This is a genomic window from Xanthomarina sp. F1114 (assembly GCF_026410255.1).
In the GTDB taxonomy this organism is placed as follows: Bacteria; Bacteroidota; Bacteroidia; order Flavobacteriales; family Flavobacteriaceae; genus Xanthomarina.
In genome coordinates this window covers 1-24021 of record NZ_JAPMLL010000021.1, presented here as the reverse complement: position 1 = coordinate 24021, position 24021 = coordinate 1, and the positions used below count along the sequence as shown (strand labels likewise).

At 34.2% G+C, this 24021-nt stretch carries 19 protein-coding genes; 3 read left to right on the top strand and 16 right to left on the bottom strand.

Annotation, left to right across the window (positions count from 1 at the left end; translation table 11 throughout):
• Nucleotides 1-43 precede the first annotated feature (43 nt).
• The 9 genes from OS188_RS14165 to OS188_RS14125 form a co-directional block, all read right to left on the bottom strand.
• A complete protein-coding gene (locus OS188_RS14165) occupies nt 44-397 on the bottom strand; it encodes a four helix bundle protein (RefSeq protein WP_267149513.1) in 354 nt (117 codons plus the stop codon).
• Between the two features lie 35 nt (nt 398-432).
• Nucleotides 433-1626 (bottom strand): acetyl-CoA C-acyltransferase, encoded by a 1194-nt coding sequence (locus OS188_RS14160; protein WP_267149512.1) that lies wholly within the window; start codon nt 1624-1626, stop codon nt 433-435.
• Between the two features lie 85 nt (nt 1627-1711).
• A complete protein-coding gene (locus OS188_RS14155; protein WP_267149511.1) occupies nt 1712-2041 on the bottom strand; it encodes a four helix bundle protein in 330 nt (109 codons plus the stop codon).
• A 33-nt stretch (nt 2042-2074) separates the two neighbouring features.
• Nucleotides 2075-4483 (bottom strand): 3-hydroxyacyl-CoA dehydrogenase/enoyl-CoA hydratase family protein, encoded by a 2409-nt coding sequence (locus OS188_RS14150; protein ID WP_267149510.1) that lies wholly within the window; start codon nt 4481-4483, stop codon nt 2075-2077.
• 22 nt (nt 4484-4505) lie between these two features.
• On the bottom strand, nt 4506-4961 hold the full coding sequence (locus OS188_RS14145) for a MarR family winged helix-turn-helix transcriptional regulator (RefSeq protein WP_267149509.1): 456 nt from the start codon (nt 4959-4961) through the stop codon (nt 4506-4508).
• A 119-nt stretch (nt 4962-5080) separates the two neighbouring features.
• A complete protein-coding gene (locus OS188_RS14140; RefSeq protein ID WP_267149508.1) occupies nt 5081-6850 on the bottom strand; it encodes an AMP-dependent synthetase/ligase in 1770 nt (589 codons plus the stop codon).
• A gap of 115 nt (nt 6851-6965) precedes the next feature.
• Entirely contained in the window at nt 6966-10685 is a 3720-nt protein-coding gene (gene purL / locus OS188_RS14135; protein ID WP_267149507.1) for a phosphoribosylformylglycinamidine synthase, read from the bottom strand.
• A gap of 164 nt (nt 10686-10849) precedes the next feature.
• Complete coding sequence (locus tag OS188_RS14130; protein ID WP_267149506.1) at nt 10850-12631, bottom strand: endonuclease; 1782 nt, start codon at nt 12629-12631, stop codon at nt 10850-10852.
• Nucleotides 12632-12638: 7 nt separating this feature from the next.
• Complete coding sequence (locus OS188_RS14125; protein ID WP_267149505.1) at nt 12639-13853, bottom strand: RsmB/NOP family class I SAM-dependent RNA methyltransferase; 1215 nt, start codon at nt 13851-13853, stop codon at nt 12639-12641.
• A gap of 169 nt (nt 13854-14022) precedes the next feature.
• Here OS188_RS14125 and OS188_RS14120 point away from each other — a divergent pair, with 169 nt between their 5' ends.
• Nucleotides 14023-15069, top strand: a complete 1047-nt coding sequence (locus tag OS188_RS14120; RefSeq protein WP_267149504.1) for a WD40/YVTN/BNR-like repeat-containing protein — start codon at nt 14023-14025, stop codon at nt 15067-15069.
• 28 nt (nt 15070-15097) lie between these two features.
• Here OS188_RS14120 and OS188_RS14115 read toward each other — a convergent pair whose 3' ends face one another.
• The 7 genes from OS188_RS14115 to OS188_RS14085 form a co-directional block, all read right to left on the bottom strand.
• Nucleotides 15098-15538: a hypothetical protein gene (locus OS188_RS14115; protein ID WP_267149503.1), complete on the bottom strand. Its 441-nt coding sequence runs from the start codon at nt 15536-15538 to the stop codon at nt 15098-15100.
• Nucleotides 15539-15549: 11 nt separating this feature from the next.
• Entirely contained in the window at nt 15550-16047 is a 498-nt protein-coding gene (locus tag OS188_RS14110) for a hypothetical protein (protein WP_267149502.1), read from the bottom strand.
• A gap of 33 nt (nt 16048-16080) precedes the next feature.
• Nucleotides 16081-16623, bottom strand: coding sequence for an RNA polymerase sigma factor (locus OS188_RS14105; protein ID WP_267149501.1), 543 nt, complete (start codon nt 16621-16623; stop codon nt 16081-16083).
• A gap of 294 nt (nt 16624-16917) precedes the next feature.
• The gene (locus tag OS188_RS14100; protein ID WP_267149500.1) at nt 16918-18750 is read right to left on the bottom strand and encodes an ABC transporter ATP-binding protein; all 1833 of its coding nucleotides are present in this window, start codon (nt 18748-18750) and stop codon (nt 16918-16920) included.
• Entirely contained in the window at nt 18751-20472 is a 1722-nt protein-coding gene (locus OS188_RS14095; RefSeq protein ID WP_416236550.1) for a phospho-sugar mutase, read from the bottom strand.
• Between the two features lie 86 nt (nt 20473-20558).
• Entirely contained in the window at nt 20559-21506 is a 948-nt protein-coding gene (locus OS188_RS14090; RefSeq protein WP_267149498.1) for a glycosyltransferase family 2 protein, read from the bottom strand.
• 44 nt (nt 21507-21550) lie between these two features.
• Nucleotides 21551-22081 (bottom strand): DUF4199 domain-containing protein, encoded by a 531-nt coding sequence (locus OS188_RS14085; protein WP_267149497.1) that lies wholly within the window; start codon nt 22079-22081, stop codon nt 21551-21553.
• Nucleotides 22082-22256: 175 nt separating this feature from the next.
• Between OS188_RS14085 and OS188_RS14080 the strand changes: the two genes are divergently transcribed.
• Together OS188_RS14080 and OS188_RS14075 are read left to right on the top strand one after the other, a co-directional pair.
• Nucleotides 22257-22508 (top strand): type B 50S ribosomal protein L31, encoded by a 252-nt coding sequence (locus tag OS188_RS14080; protein WP_267149496.1) that lies wholly within the window; start codon nt 22257-22259, stop codon nt 22506-22508.
• A 134-nt stretch (nt 22509-22642) separates the two neighbouring features.
• A complete protein-coding gene (locus OS188_RS14075) occupies nt 22643-23815 on the top strand; it encodes a GlmU family protein (RefSeq protein ID WP_267149495.1) in 1173 nt (390 codons plus the stop codon).
• The last annotated feature ends 206 nt before the right edge of the window (nt 23816-24021 follow it).

Genomic DNA, 24021 nt, shown 5'->3' with positions numbered 1-24021 from the left:
TTTTTTTTTTTAGATTAAAAGATTCAAGAACCAAGAATCAGGACTAAAGATTTAATCCGGATTGAAAACTTGAAATCATTTTTTGAATTTGTATTATTTTATGTTGTAATTCGTTAAACTTTTCTTTTGATAAATAGTTTTCGTTGTAAGCGACGATAAGTTGTGTTTCCGACTCAAATGCAGAACCTAAACTGTTCTCAAGATATTTGTTAAAATGTTTATCTGTACTTTTACTGCTACCTTCAGAAATATTTGAAGGAATTGAAACGGAACAGCGATTCATTTGTACAACTAATCCAAATTTTTCAAAATCTGGAAAAGTTCTAGTAAGTCGATAATTATCTTCTACAAGGTTTATTCCTTCTTGCCAAATTTTAAGTTTTTTAAAGTTGTGCATTTTGGTCTTGGTTCTTGGCTCTAACAGTCTTGGTTCTATTTTAAAAATTCAAATATCCCACAAGCTCCTTGACCTGTTCCTACGCACATGGTTACTGCACCATATTTTCCTACCATACTTCGTTTTCGCATTTCATCGAATAATTGCACAGAAAGTTTTGCTCCTGTACAACCAAGTGGATGACCTAAGGCAATGGCTCCTCCGTTCACATTAACAAGGTCTGGATTTAAATTCAATTCACGAATAACTGCTAAGGATTGTGAGGCAAAGGCCTCGTTTAATTCTATAAGCTCTAGGTCGTCCTGCTTTAATCCTGCTAATTTTAAGGCTTTAGGAATGGCTTTTACTGGGCCAATTCCCATAATTCTTGGTTCAACACCAGCTGCAGCATAATTTACTAAACGTGCAATTGGTTCTAAGCCTAATTCTTTAACCATATCTTCGCTCATAACCATAACAAAAGCAGCTCCATCACTCATTTGAGACGAGTTACCAGCAGTTACACTTCCTCCAGCTGCAAATACAGCTCTTAGTTTTGCCAGTGCCTCAAGATTTGTTCCTTTTCTAGGACCTTCATCTTTGGTTACTGTATATGTTCTTGTTGCTTTTTTTCCGTTTGCATCTATATAATTCTCTTCTACTTCAATAGGTACAATTTGATCTTGAAAACGATTTTCAGCTTGAGCTTTTAAGGCTTTCATATGTGAATGATAGGCAAACTCATCTTGGTCTTCACGAGATACATTAAATTGCTTAGCAACTGCTTCGGCTGTGTTTCCCATGCCCCAATAATAATCTTCGTGTCCAGCTTTTACAATGTCGTAATTTAGCTCTGGTTTAAAACCTGTCATTGGAACGGCACTCATACTTTCTGCACCACCTGCAATGATACAATCTGCCATTCCAGCTTGAATTTTAGCTGATGCCATGGCAATTGTTTCAATACCTGAAGAACAAAAACGGTTAACAGTTACTCCAGGAACATCTACGATATCTAATCCCATTAAAGAGATTAATCGTGCCATATTTAATCCTTGAGCTCCTTCTGGCATCGCATTTCCAACGATAACATCGTCAATACGTTTTGGATCTAAATTTGGCAATTCTTTCATCATGTATTTGATGGTTTCTGCTGCCAATTCATCTGTTCTTTTAAAACGGAACACACCTTTAGGTGCTTTCCCTACGGCTGTTCTGTATGCTTTTACTATATATGCTTGTTTGCTCATAGTTTTATATTATATTTTGAAAAGAGAGTCTAAAATTTAGACGATTAGAAATTAGACTAATCATCTAAGTTGTCAATAAACTTTCCTAACATTTTTTAATTTGTAATATTTTATTTTCTAATTCTTCAAACTTATTTTTATCTAAATATTCTTCATTATAAGAAATTATTAATTGTGTTTCCCATTCGAAAGCTGAACCAAGACTACTCTCAAGATATTTCTTAAAATGTCTGTTTGTGCTTTTACTTGAACCTTCAGAAATATTAGAAGGAATAGAAACAGAACATCTGTTCATTTGGCTAATCAAGTTGAATCTTTCGAAATCTGGAAATGTTCTTGTTAATCTATAATTATCTCTAACAAGTTTAATTCCATCTTGCCATACTTTTAGTTTTTTAAAATTATGTCGCGCCATCTGTCTAGTGTCTAGGTTCTATCCGTCTTGTTTCTAATTTCTTAGTGGTTTCCCAGTTTTCAACATATGCTGAATACGCTCAAGTGTTTTTCTCTCGGTACATAATGAAAGAAAAGCTTCACGTTCTAAATCCAATAAATATTGCTCATTAACAAAGGTTGGTTCAGATAAATCTCCTCCAGCCATAACATAGGCCAGTTTATTAGCTATTTTTTTGTCGTGTTCGCTAATATAATTACTGTCTTCCATAGAGTCTGTTCCAACTAAAAACATTCCCAGGGCTTGTTTTCCAAGCACTTTAACATCTGTACGCTTTATAGGTTGTGTGTATCCTGAGTCTGCCATTAATTTAGCATGTTGTTTTGCAACAGCTATTTGGCGGTCTTTATTTACTACAACCACATCTTTTCCTTTTTGTAATAAGTTTAAATCGAAAGCTTCGTAAGCAGAAGTCGATACTTTAGCCATTCCTATTGTTAAGAAGTGTTCTTGTAAGATGTTTAATTTAACATCTCCTTTTTGAAAAAGATCTTGTGCTCTTAAGGCCATCTCTTTAGAACCACCTCCACCAGGAATTACGCCTACACCAAACTCCACAAGTCCCATATAAGTTTCAGCAGCTGCAACTACTTTATCGGCATGTAATGATAATTCGCAACCACCACCTAAGGCCATACCATGAGGAGCAGAAACAGTTGGAATTGCGGAATAGCGCATACGCATCATGGTATCTTGGAAATACTTGATAGCCATATTAAGTTCGTCGTATTCTTGTTCGGCAGCCATCATAAAAATCATTCCAATATTGGCACCAACTGAAAAGTTTGCAGCTTGATTACCTACAACCAATCCGGCAAAATCTTTTTCTGCTAAATCGATTGCTTTATTTAATCCAGCCAAAACGTCTCCACCAATGGTATTCATTTTAGATTGAAATTCGCAGTTTAATATACCATCTCCTAAATCTTCTATAACTACTCCTGAGTTTTTAAAGACTTCATTAGATTTTCTAATATTATCTAAAATAATAAAGGCATCTTGTCCTGGAATTTTTTCTTGCGACTTGGTTGGTATATTATAAAAGTAAGTAGCTCCATCTTTTACCGTATAAAAAGATTTATTACCAGAGGCCACCATATCATTTACCCAAGCGTTAGGTTCTAGACCTTCAGAGCGCATTAATTCAATACCTTTTTCTACGCCAACTGCATCCCAAATCTGGAAAGGACCATGTTCCCAACCAAAACCTGCTTTCATGGCATCGTCTATCTTGTAAAATTCATCTGTAATTTCTGGAATTCTGTTTGAGACATAAGCAAACATAGCGGCAAAGTTCTTTCTATAAAATTCTCCAGCTTTATCTTTTCCAGAGACTAGAATAGGGAAACGGTCAATAACTTTATCAACTGTTTTAGTAAGTTCTAAAGTAGCAAAAGAGGCTCTTTTTTTAGAACGATACTCTAAAGTGTCTAAATCTAAAGTAAGGATTTCACTCTTACCTTTATCTCCTTTTACTTTTTTGTAGAATCCTTGACCTGTTTTGCTTCCTAACCATTTATTCTCCATCATGGTATTGATAAAACCTGGGAGTTTAAAAAGCTCATGGGCTTCATCTTTCGGACAGTTTTCGTAGATACCGTTTGCAACATGAACCAAGGTATCCAAACCAACAACGTCAACCGTTCTAAAGGTTGCAGATTTTGGGCGACCAATTACAGGTCCAGTCAATTTATCAACCTCTTCAACCGTTAAATTCATTTCTTTTACCTGATGAAATAAACTTTGAATTCCAAAAATTCCAATTCTATTTCCAATAAAAGCTGGTGTGTCTTTTGCAATAACAGATGTTTTTCCTAAGAATTTTTCTCCGTACTCATTTAAGAAATCTAAAACAGAAGCATCTGTTTTTGGTCCAGGAATTATCTCGAATAACTTTAGGTAACGTGCTGGGTTGAAAAAGTGCGTTCCACAGAAATGTTTTTGGAAATCTTCACTTCGTCCTTCACTCATAAAATGAATAGGAATTCCCGACGTATTTGAGGTAATTAGAGTTCCAGGAGTTCTATATTTTTCAAGTTTTTCGAAAACCTGCTTTTTTATATCTAGACGCTCCACAACTACTTCCATAATCCAATCTACATCCTTTACTTTAGAAATATCATCTTCTAAGTTTCCAGTTGTAATTCTTTTGGCAAAAGAAGCGGTATAAATAGGGGAGGGTTTCGACTTTAAAGAAGCCGTTAAAGAATCGTTTACAATTCTATTTCTTACAGCCTTGTCTTCTAAAGTTAAACCTTTAGCTTTTTCGGCTTCGTTAGGTTCTCTTGGAACTATATCTAGTAATAGCACATCCACGCCAATATTGGCAAAATGACATGCAATTCCAGATCCCATTATTCCGGAACCAATAATTGCTATTTTTTTTATACGTCTGGTATTCATTTTATTCTAAATGATTTATCAATTAATATTTTGTATTTACTTCGTTGGTATAAATTTTCTTGTTAGATATTAAATCGTTTATGGTATCTGCTACCTCATAAAACGTAATTAATTTATCTAAAGGGACATTTTTTCTAATGGCTTCATTAAACTTTAATACACGATCTCTGGAATATTCTCTTTTCTCTTTACCAAAATCGGTTAAATAAATAAGAACGCCTCGACCATCTTCAGGATTAGGTTTTCTTTCAATTAATCCACGGGTTTCCATCGTTTTTAATATTCTCGAGAGACTAGTAGCTTCCATCCCCATTTTTGGTCCAAGAGAAGTAGAAGGTGTGCCTTTTTCAGGGTCGATACTTAATAAAGTAAAGCCCGTAGCCATAGTGCTTTCATATTTAACAGCTTCTTCATTGTACATTTTTTGTACCGCTAACCAAGTGGTTCTGAGAACGTAATCAATGGTCTTATCTTTCATTAGTTAGTTTTATAAACTCAAAGGTAATAAAAATTTATTATGCACGCATAATAAATTGAAAAAAATTACATTCGGAAAAGACAAAAAAAAACTCCTTAATAAAATAAGGAGTTTGAAGCTTATGGGCGATATATTTTTTCGATAAGGTCTTTATATATTTCTTTTATAACCTTCCGTTTCATTTTCATTGTAGGGGTTAGGTGTCCTGCATCTATACTCCAAATATCTGGGGTGATTTCAAATTTCTTAATTTGTTCCCAATGCCCGAACTTTTCGTTAGCTTCATCTACTTCTTCTTGAATTCTATCTATAAGTTTTTGCTTAGAGATAAGATCTTTTTCTGAAGAGAAAGAAATATCATGTCTTTTAGCCCATTCTTCAATAAATTCATAATTTACCTGAATTAGAGCTGCCGGCATTTTTTCGCCTTCTCCAATAACCATTATTTGCTCTATAAAAGGAGATTGTTTTAGTTTGTTTTCTAATTGAGCAGGAGCCACATATTTTCCGCCTGAAGTTTTAAACATTTCTTTTTTCCTGTCGGTAATTTTTAAGAAACCGTATTGATCAACTTCGCCAATATCTCCGGTATGGAAATAATCGCCTGTAAAAACTTCTGCTGTTTTTCCTGGGTCTTTATAATAGCCTTTCATAATATTGGGGCCTTTTACTAGGATTTCGCCATCTTCTGCTATTTTAACTTCCACATTGTCTATAACCTTTCCAACGGTTCCAATTTTGAAACCTCCATCTCTTTGGTCGTTTACAGCAATAACTGGAGAGGTCTCGGTAAGACCATAACCTTCCATAATTGGCATTTCGGCAGCAGCAAAAACTCTGGTTAGTCTTGGTTGTAAAGCAGCACTTCCTGAAACCATTAAATCCAATTGTCCACCTAAACCTTCTTTCCATTTACTGAAAATGAGTTTTCTGGCTAATTTAAGTTGTGTTTCGTACCACCATCCGTTAGCACCGTAAGGCTCATATTTTAAACCTAAATTTACGGCCCAAAAGAAAAGTGCTTTTTTAATGCCTGAGAGATCTCCACCTTTAGCAACAATTTTGTCAAATACTTTTTCATACAATCTTGGAACTGCAGTCATAACATGAGGTTTAATTTCTTTTAAATTATCTCCCATCTTATCTATGGATTCTGCAAAATAAATTTCCACCCCGCAATATTGGTATAAATAAAGAATCATACGTTCAAAGACATGACAAACTGGTAAAAAGCTTAAGGATTTAGAATGGCCATAATCAAATGGAACACGTTTCTCACTATCGAGGACATTCGATACAATGTTTTTATGAGATAGCATCACACCTTTAGGTCTTCCGGTAGTTCCAGAGGTATATATTAAGGTTGCTAAGTCGTCCGTTGTTATGGCAGCTTTTCGTTCTTCAACTTCTTTTTGGTTACTCGTGTCTTTACCGAGTTCCAGAATCTCTTTCCAGCTTTTTTCATTTGCAACATCATCAAAGGTGTATATGCCTTTTAATTTTGTATTGTCTTTAACATCGTTCAATTTCTCCAGAATTCCAGCGTCTGAAACAAAACAGTAAGTGGCTTCAGAATGATTTAAAATATAATCATAGTCCTCTTTCGAAATGGTTGGGTAAATAGGTACATTTTGAGCACCTGTTTGCAGAATTCCTATATCTACAACGTTCCATTCTGTTCTATTGGTGGTAGAAATGACCGCAATTTTATCGTTTGGTTGCACCCCTAAACGCAGTAAACCACGACTTATAGCATTGGCTTGATCTATGTATTCTTGAGTTGAAATGGATTGCCACTTACCATTATATTTGGAGGTTAAAGCTCTATCTAAGTTATAAGTTTCCAATTGGTAATAAGGGAAATCAAAAAGTCTGGTAATTTGAGTCATTTGTTATGAAATTTGAAGACATGCAAATTATGAAAAAAAAACGATATTAAAATAACTGCACAAAAAAAGGAGCTTGAATAATTCAAGCTCCCTGATTTATAATCGATTAAAAATGTTATTTTTTATTCTCTATCCATTTTTTAGCATTTTCAAAAGCTTCTAACCAAGGTGAAACTTCGTCTTTTCTGTTCTCTGGATAGTTTGCCCAGTTCCATTGAAAGATAGAACGCTCAATATGTGGCATAGTAACTAAGTGTCTTCCAGTTTTATCGCACATCATGGCTGTATTGAAACTGGAGCCATTTGGATTTGCCGGATATCCTTCATAACCATATTTAGCAACAATATGATAATTATTTTCTTCTTTAGGTAAGCTGAATTTTCCCTCTCCATGAGAAATCCAAACACCCAATTTACAGCCTTCTAACGACGAAAGCATCACGGAATTATTTTTCTGAATTTCTACAGATGTAAATCCGCTCTCATGTTTTTTAGAATCGTTATAAGTTAATTTTCCATGTGTATCGTGCTCCGGATTTACTAATTCTAATTCCATCCAAAGTTGCGCGCCATTACAGATACCAACCGAAAGTGTGTCTTCTCTTTTAAAGAAATTCTTTAAAGCGGTATTTGCTTTTTCATTGTATTTAAATGCACCAGCCCAACCTTTGGCAGAGCCTAAAACATCGGAATTTGAAAATCCGCCAACAGCACCAATAAATTGAATATCTTCCAAGGTTTCACGACCCGAAATTAAATCGGTCATATGTACATCTTTTACATCAAAACCTGCTAAATACATGGCATTAGCCATTTCACGTTCAGAATTTGATCCTTTTTCACGTAAGATAGCTGCTTTTGGACGTACTTTAGCAGAAACTTGTGAGTTGTCCGTAGGCATAATATTTTTTAGTTTTCCTGTGAAATGTTTTGGGAATGTATACTGTAAGGGCTGATTTTTATAATTGTCAAATCGGTCTTTTGCAAGTCCGTTTGCTGTTTGCTTATTGTCAAGTAAAAAAGAAGTTTTATACCAAACGTCACGTAATCTTGACACGGTCATTACAAATACGTCTTGCTGATTGATTACACTTAAAACATCACTTTCTTGAACCTTTCCTATGTTGAAAAACTCAATATTTGCAGCCTCTAAAACTTTTTCAACAGATGAATCTTTCGCTTGGAAAACAATTCCTGAATTTTCGGAAAATAAAACTTTAAAAGAATCTCTTTCATTTAATGCTGTAATATCTAATTCGGCTCCTAAATTATTATCTGCAAAACACATTTCAAGTAAAGTTGTAATTAATCCTCCAGAAGCTACATCGTGCCCAGCAAGGATTTTTTCGTCTTTAATTAAGCTTTGAATGGTGTTGAATACTGTTTTTACATATTCAGAACTTTTCACATTAGGAGTGTTATTTCCAACCTTATTCATTATTTGTGCAAAGGAACTTCCTCCTAGTTTAAAGTCGTCTTGCGAAATATTAATATAATATATGTTTCCACCGTTTTTGTTTAAAACAGGTTCTACTACTTTGGTTATATCATTACAATTTCCTGCAGCTGAAATAATAACAGTTCCTGGAGAAATAACTTCTTCATTTGGATATTTCTGTTTCATAGAAAGCGAATCTTTTCCCGTGGGCACATTAATACCTAATCCAATTGAGAATTCCGAAACCGCTTCTACAGCATCGTAAAGTCTGGCATCTTCTCCTTCGTTTTTACAAGGCCACATCCAGTTTGCAGATAAAGAAACACTGTGTAAGCCATCTTTTAAAGGCGCCCAAACTAAATTGGTTAAAGCTTCTGTAATGGCATTTCTACTTCCTGCAGCCGGATTGATTAATCCGGAAATAGGCGCATGGCCAATGGAGGTTGCAACACCTTCTTTGCCCTTATAATCTAAAGCCATAACCCCTACATTATTTAGAGGTAATTGTAAAGGACCTGTACATTGTTGTTTGGCAACTTTTCCGCCCACGCAACGGTCTACTTTATTTGTTAACCAGTCTTTACAGCCAACGGCTTCTAATAAAAGTAATTGATCTAGATAGTCGTAAAACTTTTTCGTATCATAAGAAATTCCACCATAATTCCTGTCAATGGATTTGTCCGTCATGATGGTTTTTGGAGAGCTTCCAAACATATCTTCCAAAGCTAAATCCATAGGTTTTTGTCCTGTGGTTTTAGATTCGAAGGTAAATCTGTCGTTTCCTGTAACATCTCCAACGGTATACATTGGAGAACGCTCACGATCGGCTATTTTTTGTAAGGTTTCAATATGTTTGTTAGAAATAACCAAGCCCATACGTTCTTGAGATTCATTTCCAATAATTTCTTTTGCTGATAGGGTAGGGTCTCCAACTGGTAAACTATCTAAGTCGATATGTCCGCCAGTATCTTCAACTAATTCTGATAGACAGTTTAAATGTCCTCCAGCACCATGATCGTGAATAGAAACAATATGGTTTTCATCGCTTTCTACCATACCACGTACAGCGTTGGCAGCACGTTTTTGCATTTCTGGATTGGAACGTTGCACGGCATTTAATTCGATTCCTGATGAAAATTCTCCAGTATCTGCAGATGAAACAGCTGCACCTCCCATTCCAATTCTGTAGTTTTCTCCTCCAAGAATAACAATTTTATCACCTGTTTTAGGAGTGTCTTTTATAGCTTGATCTACCTTGCCATAACCAATACCTCCGGCTTGCATAATAACCTTGTCGAAGCCTAACTTTCTGTTAGATTTTGTTTTGCTATCTATAATCGCACTTTCTGCTTCGTCATGTTCAAAGGTTAAAACAGAACCACAAATTAAGGGTTGACCAAATTTGTTTCCAAAGTCTGAAGCACCGTTACTTGCTTTTATTAAAATATCCATGGGTGTTTGATATAGCCACGGACGCGCTTCCATTTTTTGTTCCCAAGGACGAGTTTCTTCTAATCTGGAGTAGGATGTCATATAAACAGCGGTTCCGGCTAAAGGAAGTGAGCCTTTTCCTCCTGCTAATCGATCTCTTATTTCTCCTCCAGAACCTGTTGCGGCTCCATTAAATGGTTCTACGGTGGTTGGAAAGTTATGTGTTTCAGCCTTTAAAGAAATTACAGAATCATATTCTTTAATTTCGTAAAAATCAGGTTTATCGGCTGTTTTTGGAGCAAATTGCTCCACTCTTGGACCTTTTACAAAAGCCACATTGTCTTTGTATGCCGAAACAATATCGTTAGGATGTTGTTTTGAAGTCTCTTTGATTAATTTAAAAAGAGAACTTGGTTTTTCTTCACCATCAATAATAAATGTCCCATTAAAGATTTTATGGCGACAGTGCTCTGAATTGACTTGAGAGAAACCAAAGACTTCAGAATCTGTGAGAGGTCGTCCAATTTTTTTAGAAACCCCTTCTAAATAGGCTATTTCTTCATCGTTTAAAGCCAGACCTTCTTGTTGGTTGTATGCCGAAATATCTTCAATATCGAGAATAGATTCAGGTTTAATATGAATGGTGAAGGAATCCTGATTTAACCCGTTATATTTTTCAGAAATCATGGGGTCGAAATCTTTGAAATCTTCTGTAGAAGCTTCAAATTCTTCAATACGAATAATACCTTCAATTCCCATGTTTTGGGTAATTTCCATAGCGTTGGTACTCCAAGGAGTAATCATTGCCGCTCTAGGCCCAACAAAAAAAGCATCTAGAGATGCTTGTTCTATTTTTGGCTGGTTGCCAAATAACCATACCAATTTAGAGATGGTTTCTGTTGACAATTCTTTTGTTGCTTGAACAGCAAATACCTTACTGTTTTGGTTTCCGAAGAAATGAATCATTATGTATATATTAAAGTTGCCTTCCTAATTTGGCTGGCAGGTTGTTTAAAAATGCAAATTTACTTTTTTTCAACGTAATAAATGCTATTTAAGTTGCTGAAAATTTTGAGTTATCCACGAGGTTTTGAACAAAAAAAAGCGACTCGTTAAAGTCGCTTTTAAATTTATTGTTTTATTAACTTCTTAGTTATTGTAGAACTGCCCTGAGTTAGTTTTATAATATAAACACCTGTTTTTAAATGATCAAGCGCAATGCTTTGAGATTTTTGTAAGGTTTTTGAAAAAACTACTTTTCCCAGAATATTATATATTTCAATTTGTGTTTCTTGTGCGTCTTTAATTTGAATATTTAATCGATTCTCTACTGGGTTAGGATAAATGGATAATTCGTTTAGTGAGTGTTCTCCAATACCAATAGTAGAATAACAGGTCCAGGATAAATCGTCGAAAACAACTCTGTTTGAGGTGCTGCTGTTACCATCAATTACAACGGAAACATTACCTTCTATATTTATATTTGGAATCGTTATTGTTTGAGAAACATCTTGGTCTCCGTAAGCAATAGTACCCACAACACTTCCATTTACTTTTAAGTTGAAAGTTCCGCTAGATCCACCATATACACGTTTCGTTGAAACAGTAAATGCTCCAATCCCTCCAGAAGTTGTAGGTGCAGTAATTACACCGTTTCTAACGGTAATTGCTCTATTGTTTAAAGTTTGGTCTGTACGTGCATCTGTTGCTGTCCAATTTCCGCCATCGTCGCCGGTCCAGGTTCTGGTTGAATAAGAACCAGAGTTAGCTGGAATATTTTCAAAACTTTCAGCGAAACAATCTGTTCCCGCACCATTATTGGTAGTTGTTTCACAGGCTTGGTTACTAAAATCAGATTGATTTGCAGCTGCATCTCTTGCTTTAACAGTAAAACAATATTCCGTAGCAGCCATTAAACCGGTGACAGTAAAAGAGGTATTGCTTGTATTAAAAGTGTTGCTGCCATCTACGTAAATATCATAAGAGGTTACTCCTGTATTGTCTGTTGCAGCTGTCCAGGTTAAAAATACAGAATTGTCTGTAGGATTAGAGGCTACTAAATTTGTAGGAGCAGTTGGAGCTTCGGTATCTGGATTTGGATTCCAAATAAGATTAGCATATTCTGGATGATCTACAAACGGATTCGCATTTCCTTGAAAGTTGTAAGCTGCTATGTTTCTGGCAATTTCTTTAGGAGTAACAGGATCGTTAGCGTGCCAGCTTAAAAGCAAATCAATGGCCCAAGGGTAAAAAACTTGATCGTTAGTTCCGTTAAACATGTCAAAACTAGTATATCCATCGATAGTGTTTTCATATCTAACAGCAAAGTAAAGTACGGCTCTTGCAATATCTCCTTTAAACTCATCAATTGGTTCGAACACAGTTCCAGAAAATCCTGGAACATTACTGTTTCCTACTTTTGATCCGTTTTGTGAAGTATTTGTGGCAGAACCAACTGTTCCAAAAGCATAATTACTACGCATTCCATTTACTTTTCCATCTGTAGGAAACACATGATGTATATCGCTTCTCATTGGGTACCCTTGATTAAATGATGATTGTGGTACTAAATGTTCTCTGTTATAGCAGTCTCCTTCATTTGAGTAATTCCCACATTTATCGGTATCTAAGATAAAATTATATGGATCTGTACCGTTTGGGTTTTCAGAATACATGTCTAAGATATAGCCATCGTTATCGTATTGGGTGGTATTGTCTATGTCTGTAGTGCCATAACCAGTGTGTAGTTCAGAATAGCCTTGATCTACATGACCGTTGGTAATTATATTGCTTAATTCTGTTTTTAAATCAAAACCAGAAAGCCCATTAGCACTATCGTAATAGTTACTTGGGATTTGTGCCTGCGCACAAATGGAGAATAAAAATGCAAAAAAAATGTAAAGGTTCTTCATAGTAAGTTTAATTGTTTTTTTCTAATAGGGCCATATAAAATCCGTCGAAACCAGATATATGAGATAAGACACTTTTGTCTTTTACAAAAGTAAAATCTTTTCCCATATCAGATGCTAAAAATACATCTACCTGATTTTTATTTTCTGAAGGTAAAATAGAACATGTAGCATAAACTAATTGCCCTCCAGCTTTCACCATTCTGGAGTATTGTTGCAGGATCTCTTGTTGTGTTTTTTTTATGTTCTCAACAAATTCGGGTTGTAACTTCCATTTGGCATCAGGATTTCTTCTTAAAACACCCAATCCAGAACACGGAGCGTCTATTAAAACGCGATCTGCTTTATCGTACAGTTTTTTAATAACTTTAGTTGTATCAATATGTCTTGGTTCTATGTTGTGCGCACCATTTCTTTTAGCTCTACGTTTTAATTCTTTTAATTTATTATCGTAAATGTCTAAAGCAATTATCTGTCCTTTGTTTTCCATTAGAGAAGCCAAATGTAAGGTTTTACCACCAGCTCCAGCGCAGGTATCAACAACTCGCATTCCTGGTTCTACATTTAAAAACTCTGCCACTAATTGAGAAGATGCATCTTGAACTTCAAAATGTCCATTTTTAAAAGCTTCAGTTGTAAATACATTAGCGCGTTCTTTTAGCTTTAAGGCATCTGGATACCCTTTTACAAATTCGGTTTCAATATCTAAATCAAATAATTCCGATTGCAACTTTTCTTTAGTTGTTTTTAAAGTGTTTACTCTTAATACAACATCTGCTTGCTCGTTTAAAGCAGCTATTTCTTTGGTCCAAACGGTTTTGCCTAGTTCTTTTTCGCCTAACTCATCTAGCCAATCTGGAATAGATTCTTTAAATTTTCTAATTTTTGAAAGTTCGTCAAAACGTCCTTTAATTTTTCTTGTCGGCGTATTTTCAAAATAAGACCAATCTGGTAATTTAATGCCTCTTAAGGTTGCCCAAACAGCAAATATACGCCAAATATCGTCGCGACTAAAAGGTTCTTTTACATCTGCAATTTCAGCGTACAAACGTTTCCATCTAACTATGTCGTAGGTGGTTTCGGCAACAAAAGCACGATCTCGCGCTCCCCAACGTTTATCACGTTTTAATAATTGTTGGATAACTTTATCTGCATAAAAGCCTTCGTTAAAGATTTGTAATAAACCGTCGACAGTTGCAAAACATAAATTCCTGTGTAATCTCATTTCTAGTTTTATAAGCCTGCAAAGTTACGTTAATTGAGATGAATTCACGAATGTTTTTTTATTAGTTAATTCAAGGTCATTTTTCAAGGTGTTTTTGGTTAGATTGTGATAAATGTTGTTTAGTTAAACCTAAAGAACTACTTTTATTTTCTTAATTAATACTATAAGTATGATACGTGTAATTGGATTTGTTATTGTTTTTTTAATTGTTTCTTGTGCTAAGAAAGAGACTTTTACTCCAAGAGATTTTAATTCGGTTGAGGTTGAAAACATATTAGAAGATTCTCTATTAAGTATTAGAGCGATTGAGCTTTTAGCTGATAAAAACTTAGCTTTTGCTGCTAATAATGGTGCTTATGGCTTGTATGACTCAAACAAAAGAAGCTGGCAAATATCTAAGCAAGAATTTGATTCTTTAGATCTACAGTTTAGAGCAGTGGCTCATACAAGTACAGATTTCTTTATGTTGAGTGTTGCAAGTCCGGCTTTACTTTTTAAGACTGGAGATTACGGTAGCATGGACATAGTTTACCTGGAAGAGCATCCAAAAGCTTTTTACGATGCCATGATCTTTTGGAACGAACAGGAAGGTATTGCTATAGGAGATCCAACGGACGAGTGTATGAGTGTTATAATAACAAGAGATGCCGGAAAAACATGGAAAAAAGTGCCTTGTAATAAATTGCCTTTTTATAGAGAAGGGGAAGCTGCCTATGCAGCCAGTAATACCAATATTGCAGTGGTTGGAGATAAGACATGGGTTGCTACAGGAGGAAAAGTGAGTCGTATTTTTTACTCGGCAGATAAAGGTGAAACTTGGGAGGCGTTTGAAACTCCAATTATTCAGGGACAAGAAACAACTGGTATGTATTCTGTTGATTTCTACGATGAAAGAAATGGCTTTGCCATTGGAGGCGATTATACGAAACCAGAAAATAATATAGCTAATAAAATGAAAACTACAGATGGTGGAAAAACTTGGCAACTGGTGGCAGACGGAAAAGAACCTGGGTATAGAAGCTGCGTGCAATATATTCCAAATAGAGAAGGGAAGGAGCTGGTAGCCGTTGGGTTTAAAGGTGTAAACTACAGTAAGGATGGGGGAGTTTCCTGGAAAGAATTAAGTAAGGAAGGCTTTTATTCTATACGGTTTATTAACGATAGTACTGCCTATGCGTCTGGACAAGGCAGAATTAGTAAATTATATTTTAAATAAAGAAAGAAGCCAATTGGCTTCTTTCTTCTTATTTCCCCTTACAGTCTGGGTGATGTCTTTTTCTGTATTCCTCAAACATTTTTTTCTTAAAGTTATATTCTGCCTCTTTTAATAATACAATTTTTTTAGCAGAGATTACTTTTTTTAAATCGATTATAAGATTGTTATAAATATTACTTCTTCTATTGTTTAAAGCAATCATCTCATCAAGTAAAGAATTGGCTTCTGCCTCTGTTATTTTGCTGTAATCAACGTCGCTTCTATCTTTATGAGCTTCGTCTTTTAATATGTTTTTCTCAATTTCAAACGCATTATATATAGGCCAGAATTTTTCTGCTTCGGCTTTGGTTAGATTAAGCTGTTCTGTAATATAGGCTGTTTTAAGGGCTTTAATCTTTTCGTCTTTGTCTTGTCCAAATGTATTTAGACTTAAGGAAATAAAGAGAATTAAAATGCTAAAATGTTTCATGGTATAATAGGTTAATCAGAAATGAAATCTTCTAAATCTGAGGTATTATATAAATAATTTTCCAGGGAGGCATCGCTGATAGATTCTTCTAAAATAAAAGAGGATATGTCGATGTCTTCAATAAGTTCAGTTTCTAAATCGTAAGTATCAAATTCTTGATTTGACACATACTTTTCAAGCACCTCTGTTTCAATAGTACTAAAAGAGAAGTCTTTAGAGAATAAATTCAGATTAAAAAGTAAAACAATAGCTGCTGCTACACTGGAAACTGCAATAAGAGTTCGTTTTGTAACTAAAGAAATAACTTTTGTTTCTTGATTATCTGATATTTTGTTAAGAATTCTATCTTCTAGAGAATCGAAATAACTTTCAGGAGTTTTAAAAACAGTTTTATCTATTTTTTTATCTAAATGAATTTGAGACATAATATTATCTTCCAAATTAGAAAAATAATCTTCTGGAGTTTTAAATCCAGATTGCTTGATATTATGTAGTTTGTTTTTATTCATCTCTATGTTTAGACTGTTTTTTATTATAAAGGTTTAATTGTTAGTTAAATAGTCTTCTAATTTTTTTACTGCTATATGATAAGATGCTTTCAGCGCTCCTTCGCTGGTGTCTAAAATACCGGACATATCTTTATATTTTAGGTCCTGAAAATACCTCATATTAAAAACCAACTGTTGCTTTTCTGGTAAAGTAGCAATGGCTTCTTGTAATTTAAGCTGAATATCATTTCCTTCAAAATAAATATCAGCTTTTAAATTATCTATGGTAAACTGCTGCACTTCCTCGTTAGAAATTTGTAAATGCTTAGCTCGTTTTTGAACAAAGGTCAAAGATTCGTTTGTGGCTATACGATACATCCAAGAATAGAGCTTACTATCTCCCTTAAATTTTTGAATGTTTTTATAAATCTTAATAAATGTATTCTGAAGCACATCATCTGTATCATCGTGCGACTTTACTATATGACGAATATGCCAATACAAACGCTCCTTATAAAGAGTTATTAGCTCTTTAAAAGCACGGTCTCTATGTGAATTGGATTGAAGCTGTTCTATTAATTTAGACTCGTCTATCACCTGATGATTTTATTATTAGACCATTTATAAGACTAATAGTTTAATGCCAAAAAAAAGTTATTTGGCTAATATGTTGTAAATTATAGAGTTATATGTAAAAACATCGATTAAATGCATGGTTACACCGATAAAGTGTAAATTTTATTTGTTTAACATAATTTTTTGTTTTATGTTTACATCAACCAACCTACTTATATGTTAGATTTCCCCAACGTCTAACATAACTAAAAAAGGACAATATTTTCGTATTGTCCTTTTTTTTATTCTATAGTTTCGTATTCTTAATCGATGTATTTACTCGAAACTTTGCATATCAACTAATCTCTTATACATACCGTTTTTAGCTAAAAGTTCAAGATGCGTTCCTTGTTCTACAATTTCGCCTTTCTGCATAACAACAATTTCATCTGCATTCTGAATAGTTGATAATCTATGAGCTATAACAATCGAGGTTCTGTTTCTCATCATTTTCTCTAAAGCGTCTTGAACCAAACGTTCGCTTTCTGTATCTAAGGCAGAAGTTGCTTCATCTAGAATCATAATTGGAGGATTCTTTAAAACAGCACGCGCAATACTTAAACGTTGTTTTTGTCCGCCAGAGAAGTTGTTTCCAGCATCGCCAACATTAGTTTCTATACCTTGAGGTAGCTCTTTAACAAACTCCCAGGCATTGGCAATTTTTAGGGCTTCCATAACTTCTTCATCAGAAGCTTCAGGTTTTCCTAATAAAATATTGTTTTTAATAGTATCGTTAAACAAGATTGAGTCTTGTGTTACCAGTCCCATAAGATCTCTAAGCGAGTGTTTAGTCACAGTTTTAATGTCTTTACCATCAATAGTTATATCACCTTCATTTACATCGTAAAATCTGGTTACCAGATTGGCAATCGTACTTTTTCCAGAACCAGACTGGCCAACAAGAGCTACGGTTTTTCCTTTTGGAACCTTTAAACTAAAGTTTTTTAATACCAGTTCGTTATCGTATTTAAATGAAATATTATTAACCGATAAGTTATCATTAAAACCTTCTAATTTACTTGCGTTAGGTATATCTGGCATATTATCTACCTCGTGTAAAATTTCAAAAACACGATCGGCAGCAGCCATGCCATTTTTCACTTTATAAGAAGCTTTACTAATGGCTTTTGCTGGTGTTAAAATAGCATATGCTAGTCCCATAAAAGCAATAAATGTGGTGCCTTCAATGGCTTGATCTATTAATACAAGTTTTCCGCCATACCATAGTAATATAGCAATGGTTGTAATACCTAAAACCTCACTAACAGGTCCTGCTAAATTGTTTTTTACACCTATTTTATTGGATAATTTTAATATTCTATCGGAAGAATTTGTGAAGTTATTTCTAAAAATGGTCTCAGCATTATAACTCTTTACAATTTTTAAACCCGACAAAGATTCTTCTACAATAGAAATTAACCTCCCTGATTCTTGTTGGGCTTTTAAAGAATTTCCTTTTAGGCTTTTACCTATTCTTGAAATCATAATTCCGGCAATAGGAATAAAACACAAGACAAAAAGTGAAAGCTCCCAACTTATTGTAAACATTAATATTAATGAAAATACAATAGTTAATGGCTCTCTAACAATAAGTTCCAGAATTATAAAAAAGGAATTTTGCATCTCGTTGATATCTCCTAAAATTCGCGCCATTACATCTCCTTTCTGTCTTTTAGAATAAAAACTTAAAGGCAGTTGGATAATTTTTTCGAACATTTCTTTTCTTAAGGCATTTAATACCCCATTTCTAAGATACATAACATGTTGCATGGCAAAATAGCCAAACATATTTTTTAAGATAAATGTTGAAATTACAATGGCTATTACAATAACTAATGCCATTTGCGCATTTCCAGCTTCTAAAAATCCACTTACCTTATAATTAAGTAATCCCAATCCGTATTCTTTAATGTCTCCAAGCTCTCCTGTCCAGACAGGAGCTTTTTGCACAACCTTGGTTTTGCCAAATAAAACATCTAGCATGGGGATTAAAGATATAAATGCTAAAGAACTAAAGAGCGCGTATAGTAAGTTGAAAAAGACATTTAAAATAACATGTCTTTTATACTTCTTTATAAAAGGTAATAATTGATATATTATTTTTTTCATTTAGTTAAGCTGCATGTCTTTAATTATAGCATCTATCTTGGCTTCTAACTGTTTTTCTGTTTCAGTAAATTCTGAAGCAGAGCTTAAAGTAGTATTAACGCTGATATAAAATTTAATTTTTGGTTCTGTTCCACTTGGTCTTAGAGCAATCTTGCTTCCGTCTTCGGTATAATAAATTAAGACGTTAGATTTTGGTACAGAAATAGGCTCTTCCTTCCCAGTAATTGGGTTTAAAGCTATGGAACTTTGATAATCTTCTATTTTTATTACGTTAGAATTATGAATTACAGAAGCCGGTGTTTTTCTAAAATCAATCATCATTTGTTTGATTTCTTGAGCGCCCTCAATACCTTTTTTAGTTATTGAAATTAGACGTTCTTTATAAAAACCATGATTTACGTACAATTGAATTAATTCCTCGTAAAGCGATGAACCATTAGCTTTAGCCTGTGCTGCAATTTCGCAGGCTAGAAGAGTGGCCGTTACAGCATCTTTATCTCTTACAAAATCGCCTACCATATATCCGAAACTTTCTTCGCCTCCACCAATAAAATTCAATTCGGGGAAGTCTTTAATCATTTTGGCAATCCATTTAAAACCGGTTAAACCAATTTTACATTCTACGCCATAAGCTTCTGCCAAAACAGACATCATAGGTGTAGAAACAATCGTAGATCCAATAAATTCTTTTCCTTGGATTTTTCCTTCTTTTTGCCACTGTTTTAATAAGAAATCTGTCATCATTAACATGGCTTGATTTCCATTAAGTAAGGTCATCTTGCCATTAATATCTCTAACAGCTACACCAATCCTGTCGCTATCCGGATCTGTTCCAATAACAATATCTCCCTGAACTTTCTCTGCTAAGTCTAAAGCCATTTTTAAAGCTTCAGGTTCTTCTGGGTTGGGGGATTTTACCGTTGGAAAGTCGCCGTTTGGCACCGCTTGTTCTTCAACAATATGTACCTGATGATATCCTGCCTGTTTTAAGGTTTCTGGAATAATGGTTATAGAGGTTCCATGAAGCGAGGTAAAAACAATATTTAAATTGTCTTTAGCTTCTTGAGGGGTATTAAAACTACCATTGTTTATAGATGCTTTTATAAAGACATCATCAACTTCTTTTCCTATTTTTTGAATTAAAGACTCGTTGGCCTCAAATTTAATTTCAGAATAATCTAGCTTGTTTATTTCGTTTATAATTTCGGCATCTTGTGGTGGTACTAATTGCCCTCCATCTTGCCAATATACTTTGTAACCGTTGTATTCTGGAGGGTTATGAGAAGCCGTAAGAACAATTCCACAATGGCAACCTAAGTGCTTTAACGTAAAAGATAATTCTGGAGTAGGACGTAGGTCTTCAAATAAAAATACTTGAATATTATTTGCCGAAAACACATTGGCCACTATCTTGGCTAATGCCTGACTGTTGTGTCTGCAATCGAAAGCAATAGCTACTTTTAAATCTGTATTTGGAAAAGACTGATGCAAGTAATTGCTTAAACCTTGCGTGTTTTTTCCAAGGGTATATTTGTTAATTCTATTGGTGCCTACTCCCATAACACCACGCATACCACCGGTTCCAAATTCCAAATTCTTGTAAAAACTCTCTTTAAGTTCTTCTGGATGATTGGTGATTAAATTTTTTATTTGGGCTTGTGTGTCCTTATCGAAAGTTGGTGTTAACCACGTATTTGCTCTTTCTAATAGTTCAGATTCCATAAATGTCATGTTCAAAAAAAATGTGATGCAAAAATAAGGATTTCAAAAAAGATAAAGTGGTTATACACTTTAAATTATCTTGAAACCTAAATGTTGAGCTCGTCTTTAATTAAATAGCGTTGTTTATTTTCTTTTGTTCTTAAGATAATTTCACCTAAAAAGCCAGCAACAAAAAACTGAGTTCCTATAATCATAGTAACTAAGGCGATATAAAATTGTGGTCTATCTGTTATTAATCGTCCATGAGGATTTACATATAGCTTATCTATACCAAGGTAAAGAGCAAAGGCAAAACCAATGGCTAACATTAAAAAGCCTAATGCTCCAAAGAGATGCATGGGACTTCGGCCAAAACGCGATAAAAACCAAATAGTAACCAAATCTAAAAACCCATGAATAAACCGGTCCATCCCAAATTTAGTTTCTCCATATTTCCTGGCTTGATGCTGTACCACCTTTTCACCAATCTTAGTAAAACCTGCATTTTTGGCTAAAACAGGAATATATCTGTGCATTTCGCCATTAACATCTATGTTTTTAACCACATCTCTATGGTAAGATTTTAAACCACAATTAAAGTCGTGAAGCTTGACTCCAGAAGTTTTCCTGGCTGCATAATTGAATAGTTTTGAAGGTAAGTTTTTAGAAATAACCGAGTCGTAACGTTTCTTTTTCCAACCAGAAACCATATCGTAGTTTTGGGAAACAATCATATTATACAACTCAGGAATTTCCTCAGGATTATCTTGAAGATCGGCGTCCATTGTAATGACTACGTCGCCTTGAGCTTTTTCAAAACCTGCATGTAAAGCTTGAGACTTTCCAAAATTTCTTAAAAAACGAATCCCTTTAACCTGGGAATCTTTTTGACTTAATTGATTTATAATTTCCCAGGAATTGTCTGTGCTCCCATCGTCAATAAAAATGATTTCATAAGAAAAATGATTGGACTGCATAACTTTTGCAATCCAATCATATAACTCTGTTAATGATTCTTGTTCGTTAAGTAGTGGTATGACTACTGATATATTCATATATATTATTTCAAGATTCTAAGGCCTAAAACTAAAGAAATTAATTAAGCTTGAGGATCGTCTTTTTTTACTACTAATGCCACAATAAGTCCAACCACACTAAAACCAATAAGTTGGAAAGCTATAGATTGTGCTACTTTAGTTATAGCAAACATATTGTCTTCTTGTTCCATTTGCTCGACTACTTCGGCAATGGCATCTTCCGGAGCACCAAAACCTCGCATCATGGCTACTTGTGAATCTAATATTTTTTCTTGTAAAAGTGTAGCTGCTTCTGGATCTATAAAATTGAAAATAATAAAACTGACCAAAGAACTAATTACAACTCCAACTGCTACAGCAATAAAATAAGATGAAAAAGCCTCTTTAAAGTTAATAATACCTCCAATTAATTTTTTAGAAGTCATGGCAGAGATAATTCCAAAAACTATTACTAATATCATTAGTCCTACGCCATACCACCATTTTGTAAACAGGTCTAAGTTTACGGTGTAAGCAATAACAGTGAATAAAGATAAAATACCACCTAAATATAGGCCATAGTTAATTGCATTAGATTTAATTGAAGTTTTCATATAGGTTATAGTTTTAGTATTTTTATAGTTAGTTAGTAAACAAATATAGTAAAACGTTACAGCTAAAATTTTAAAAATTAATTAATATTGAAAAATTAAATTAAAAGTATTGCTCATTAGTAAAAAATTCTTAAATTTGCACCTCGAAAATAGAATACAATTAAAGCAATTAGCGATGAAAAAAGGAATACATCCAGAAAATTATAGATTAGTAGCATTTAAAGACATGTCTAACGAAGATGTGTTTTTAACAAAATCTACTGCTAATACAAATGAAACTCTTGAAGTTGATGGTGTTGAATATCCATTAATAAAAATGGAGATTTCTAGAACGTCTCACCCATTTTACACTGGAAAATCTAAATTAATAGATACTGCAGGACGTATCGATAAGTTTAAAAACAAATACGCTAAGTTTAAAAAGTAAACTTAGTCTCAACATATTTTATAAAGCCTTAAGATTTATCTCTAAGGCTTTTTTTGTTTTCTTTTTTTGAATTACTTTTGAAGGGATTCTTACCCGTTAAACAGTTGTAATCAACCAAAAACCATAAATGTCTCATGAACTATATTCTTTTTGATGGCCCATCTCGCAATAACTTATTGCCTTTTACTTTTACACGTCCGGTAGCAGACATTAGAATTGGAATTCTAACCATTCGAGAAAAATGGGAAGCCTATCTGGATTATACAACTACAACAGTTACGGAAGAATATTTGTCTGAAAAGTACCCCATGGTAGAAATGGAAGAGAACATTATGATTAATGCCTCTTTCTTACCAAACCAGACTTTGGTTGAAATGATTAAAAATTTAGAGCAGAATCAGGCTATTTTTCACGATGAAGATGTTATTGCTTTCTACACCCAGGACACACAAGAAGAAATAGATTTAGAAACCTATGAAGCTATTGAGTACACAGATCAAGTTCTTAAAATAGAGCATACTTGGGATATTTTCTCTAAAAATGGTGAAGCCATTCAAGAAGACTTCGATCTAATTACAAATAATAGAAAGTCGCAACCCATTCCGGCTACAGTAAATACTGTTAAAGCCGAATCTATTTTTATAGAAGAAGGTGCTAAAGTCGAATTTGCTACCCTAAATGCTACAAACGGTCCTATTTATATTGGTAAAGATGCCGAAGTTATGGAAGGAAGTCTCATTAGAGGTCCTTTTGCATTATGTGAACATGCCACCGTAAAAATGGGAGCTAAAATTTACGGACCAACAACCGTTGGTCCACATAGTAAAGTTGGAGGAGAGGTTACTAATTCGGTACTTTTTGGGTATTCTAATAAAGGACATGAAGGGTATTTAGGAAATTCGGTGCTTGGAGAATGGTGTAATCTTGGAGCAGATACAAACAACTCCAACTTAAAAAATAACTATGCCGAGGTGAGACTGTGGAATTATACAACCGAAAGCTTTGCTAAAACGGGACTTCAATTTTGTGGTTTAATGATGGGGGATCATAGTAAATGCGGAATTAATACCATGTTTAATACTGGAACCGTAGTAGGCGTTAGTGCCAATATTTTTGGAAGCGGCTTTCCAAGAAACTTTGTACCTAGCTTTTCTTGGGGTGGTAGCGCTGGTTTTACCACTTATTTAACCAAAAAAGCTTTTGAAGTTGCACAGGTTGTTATGGCTAGAAGAGATTTAGAGTTCTCAAAAGAAGATGCAGCTATTTTAGAACATGTTTTTGAAGAAACTAAGAAATTTAGACGTTAACCAGTCTAAATGCGCTAATTTTTTTATCTAATTTTAGAGATGTATGATCTGTTTTTGGATGCGAATTTTATGTTCTTCCTCTGCTTATAATTATAAAACAACTAGACCGTACAACCGGAATTTCTTCATATAGTAACTTATATTCTTACTCTAATTAACTTGTGTTTGTTGTTATAAATTTCCTAAAACTTTATAGTTTTTTTTTT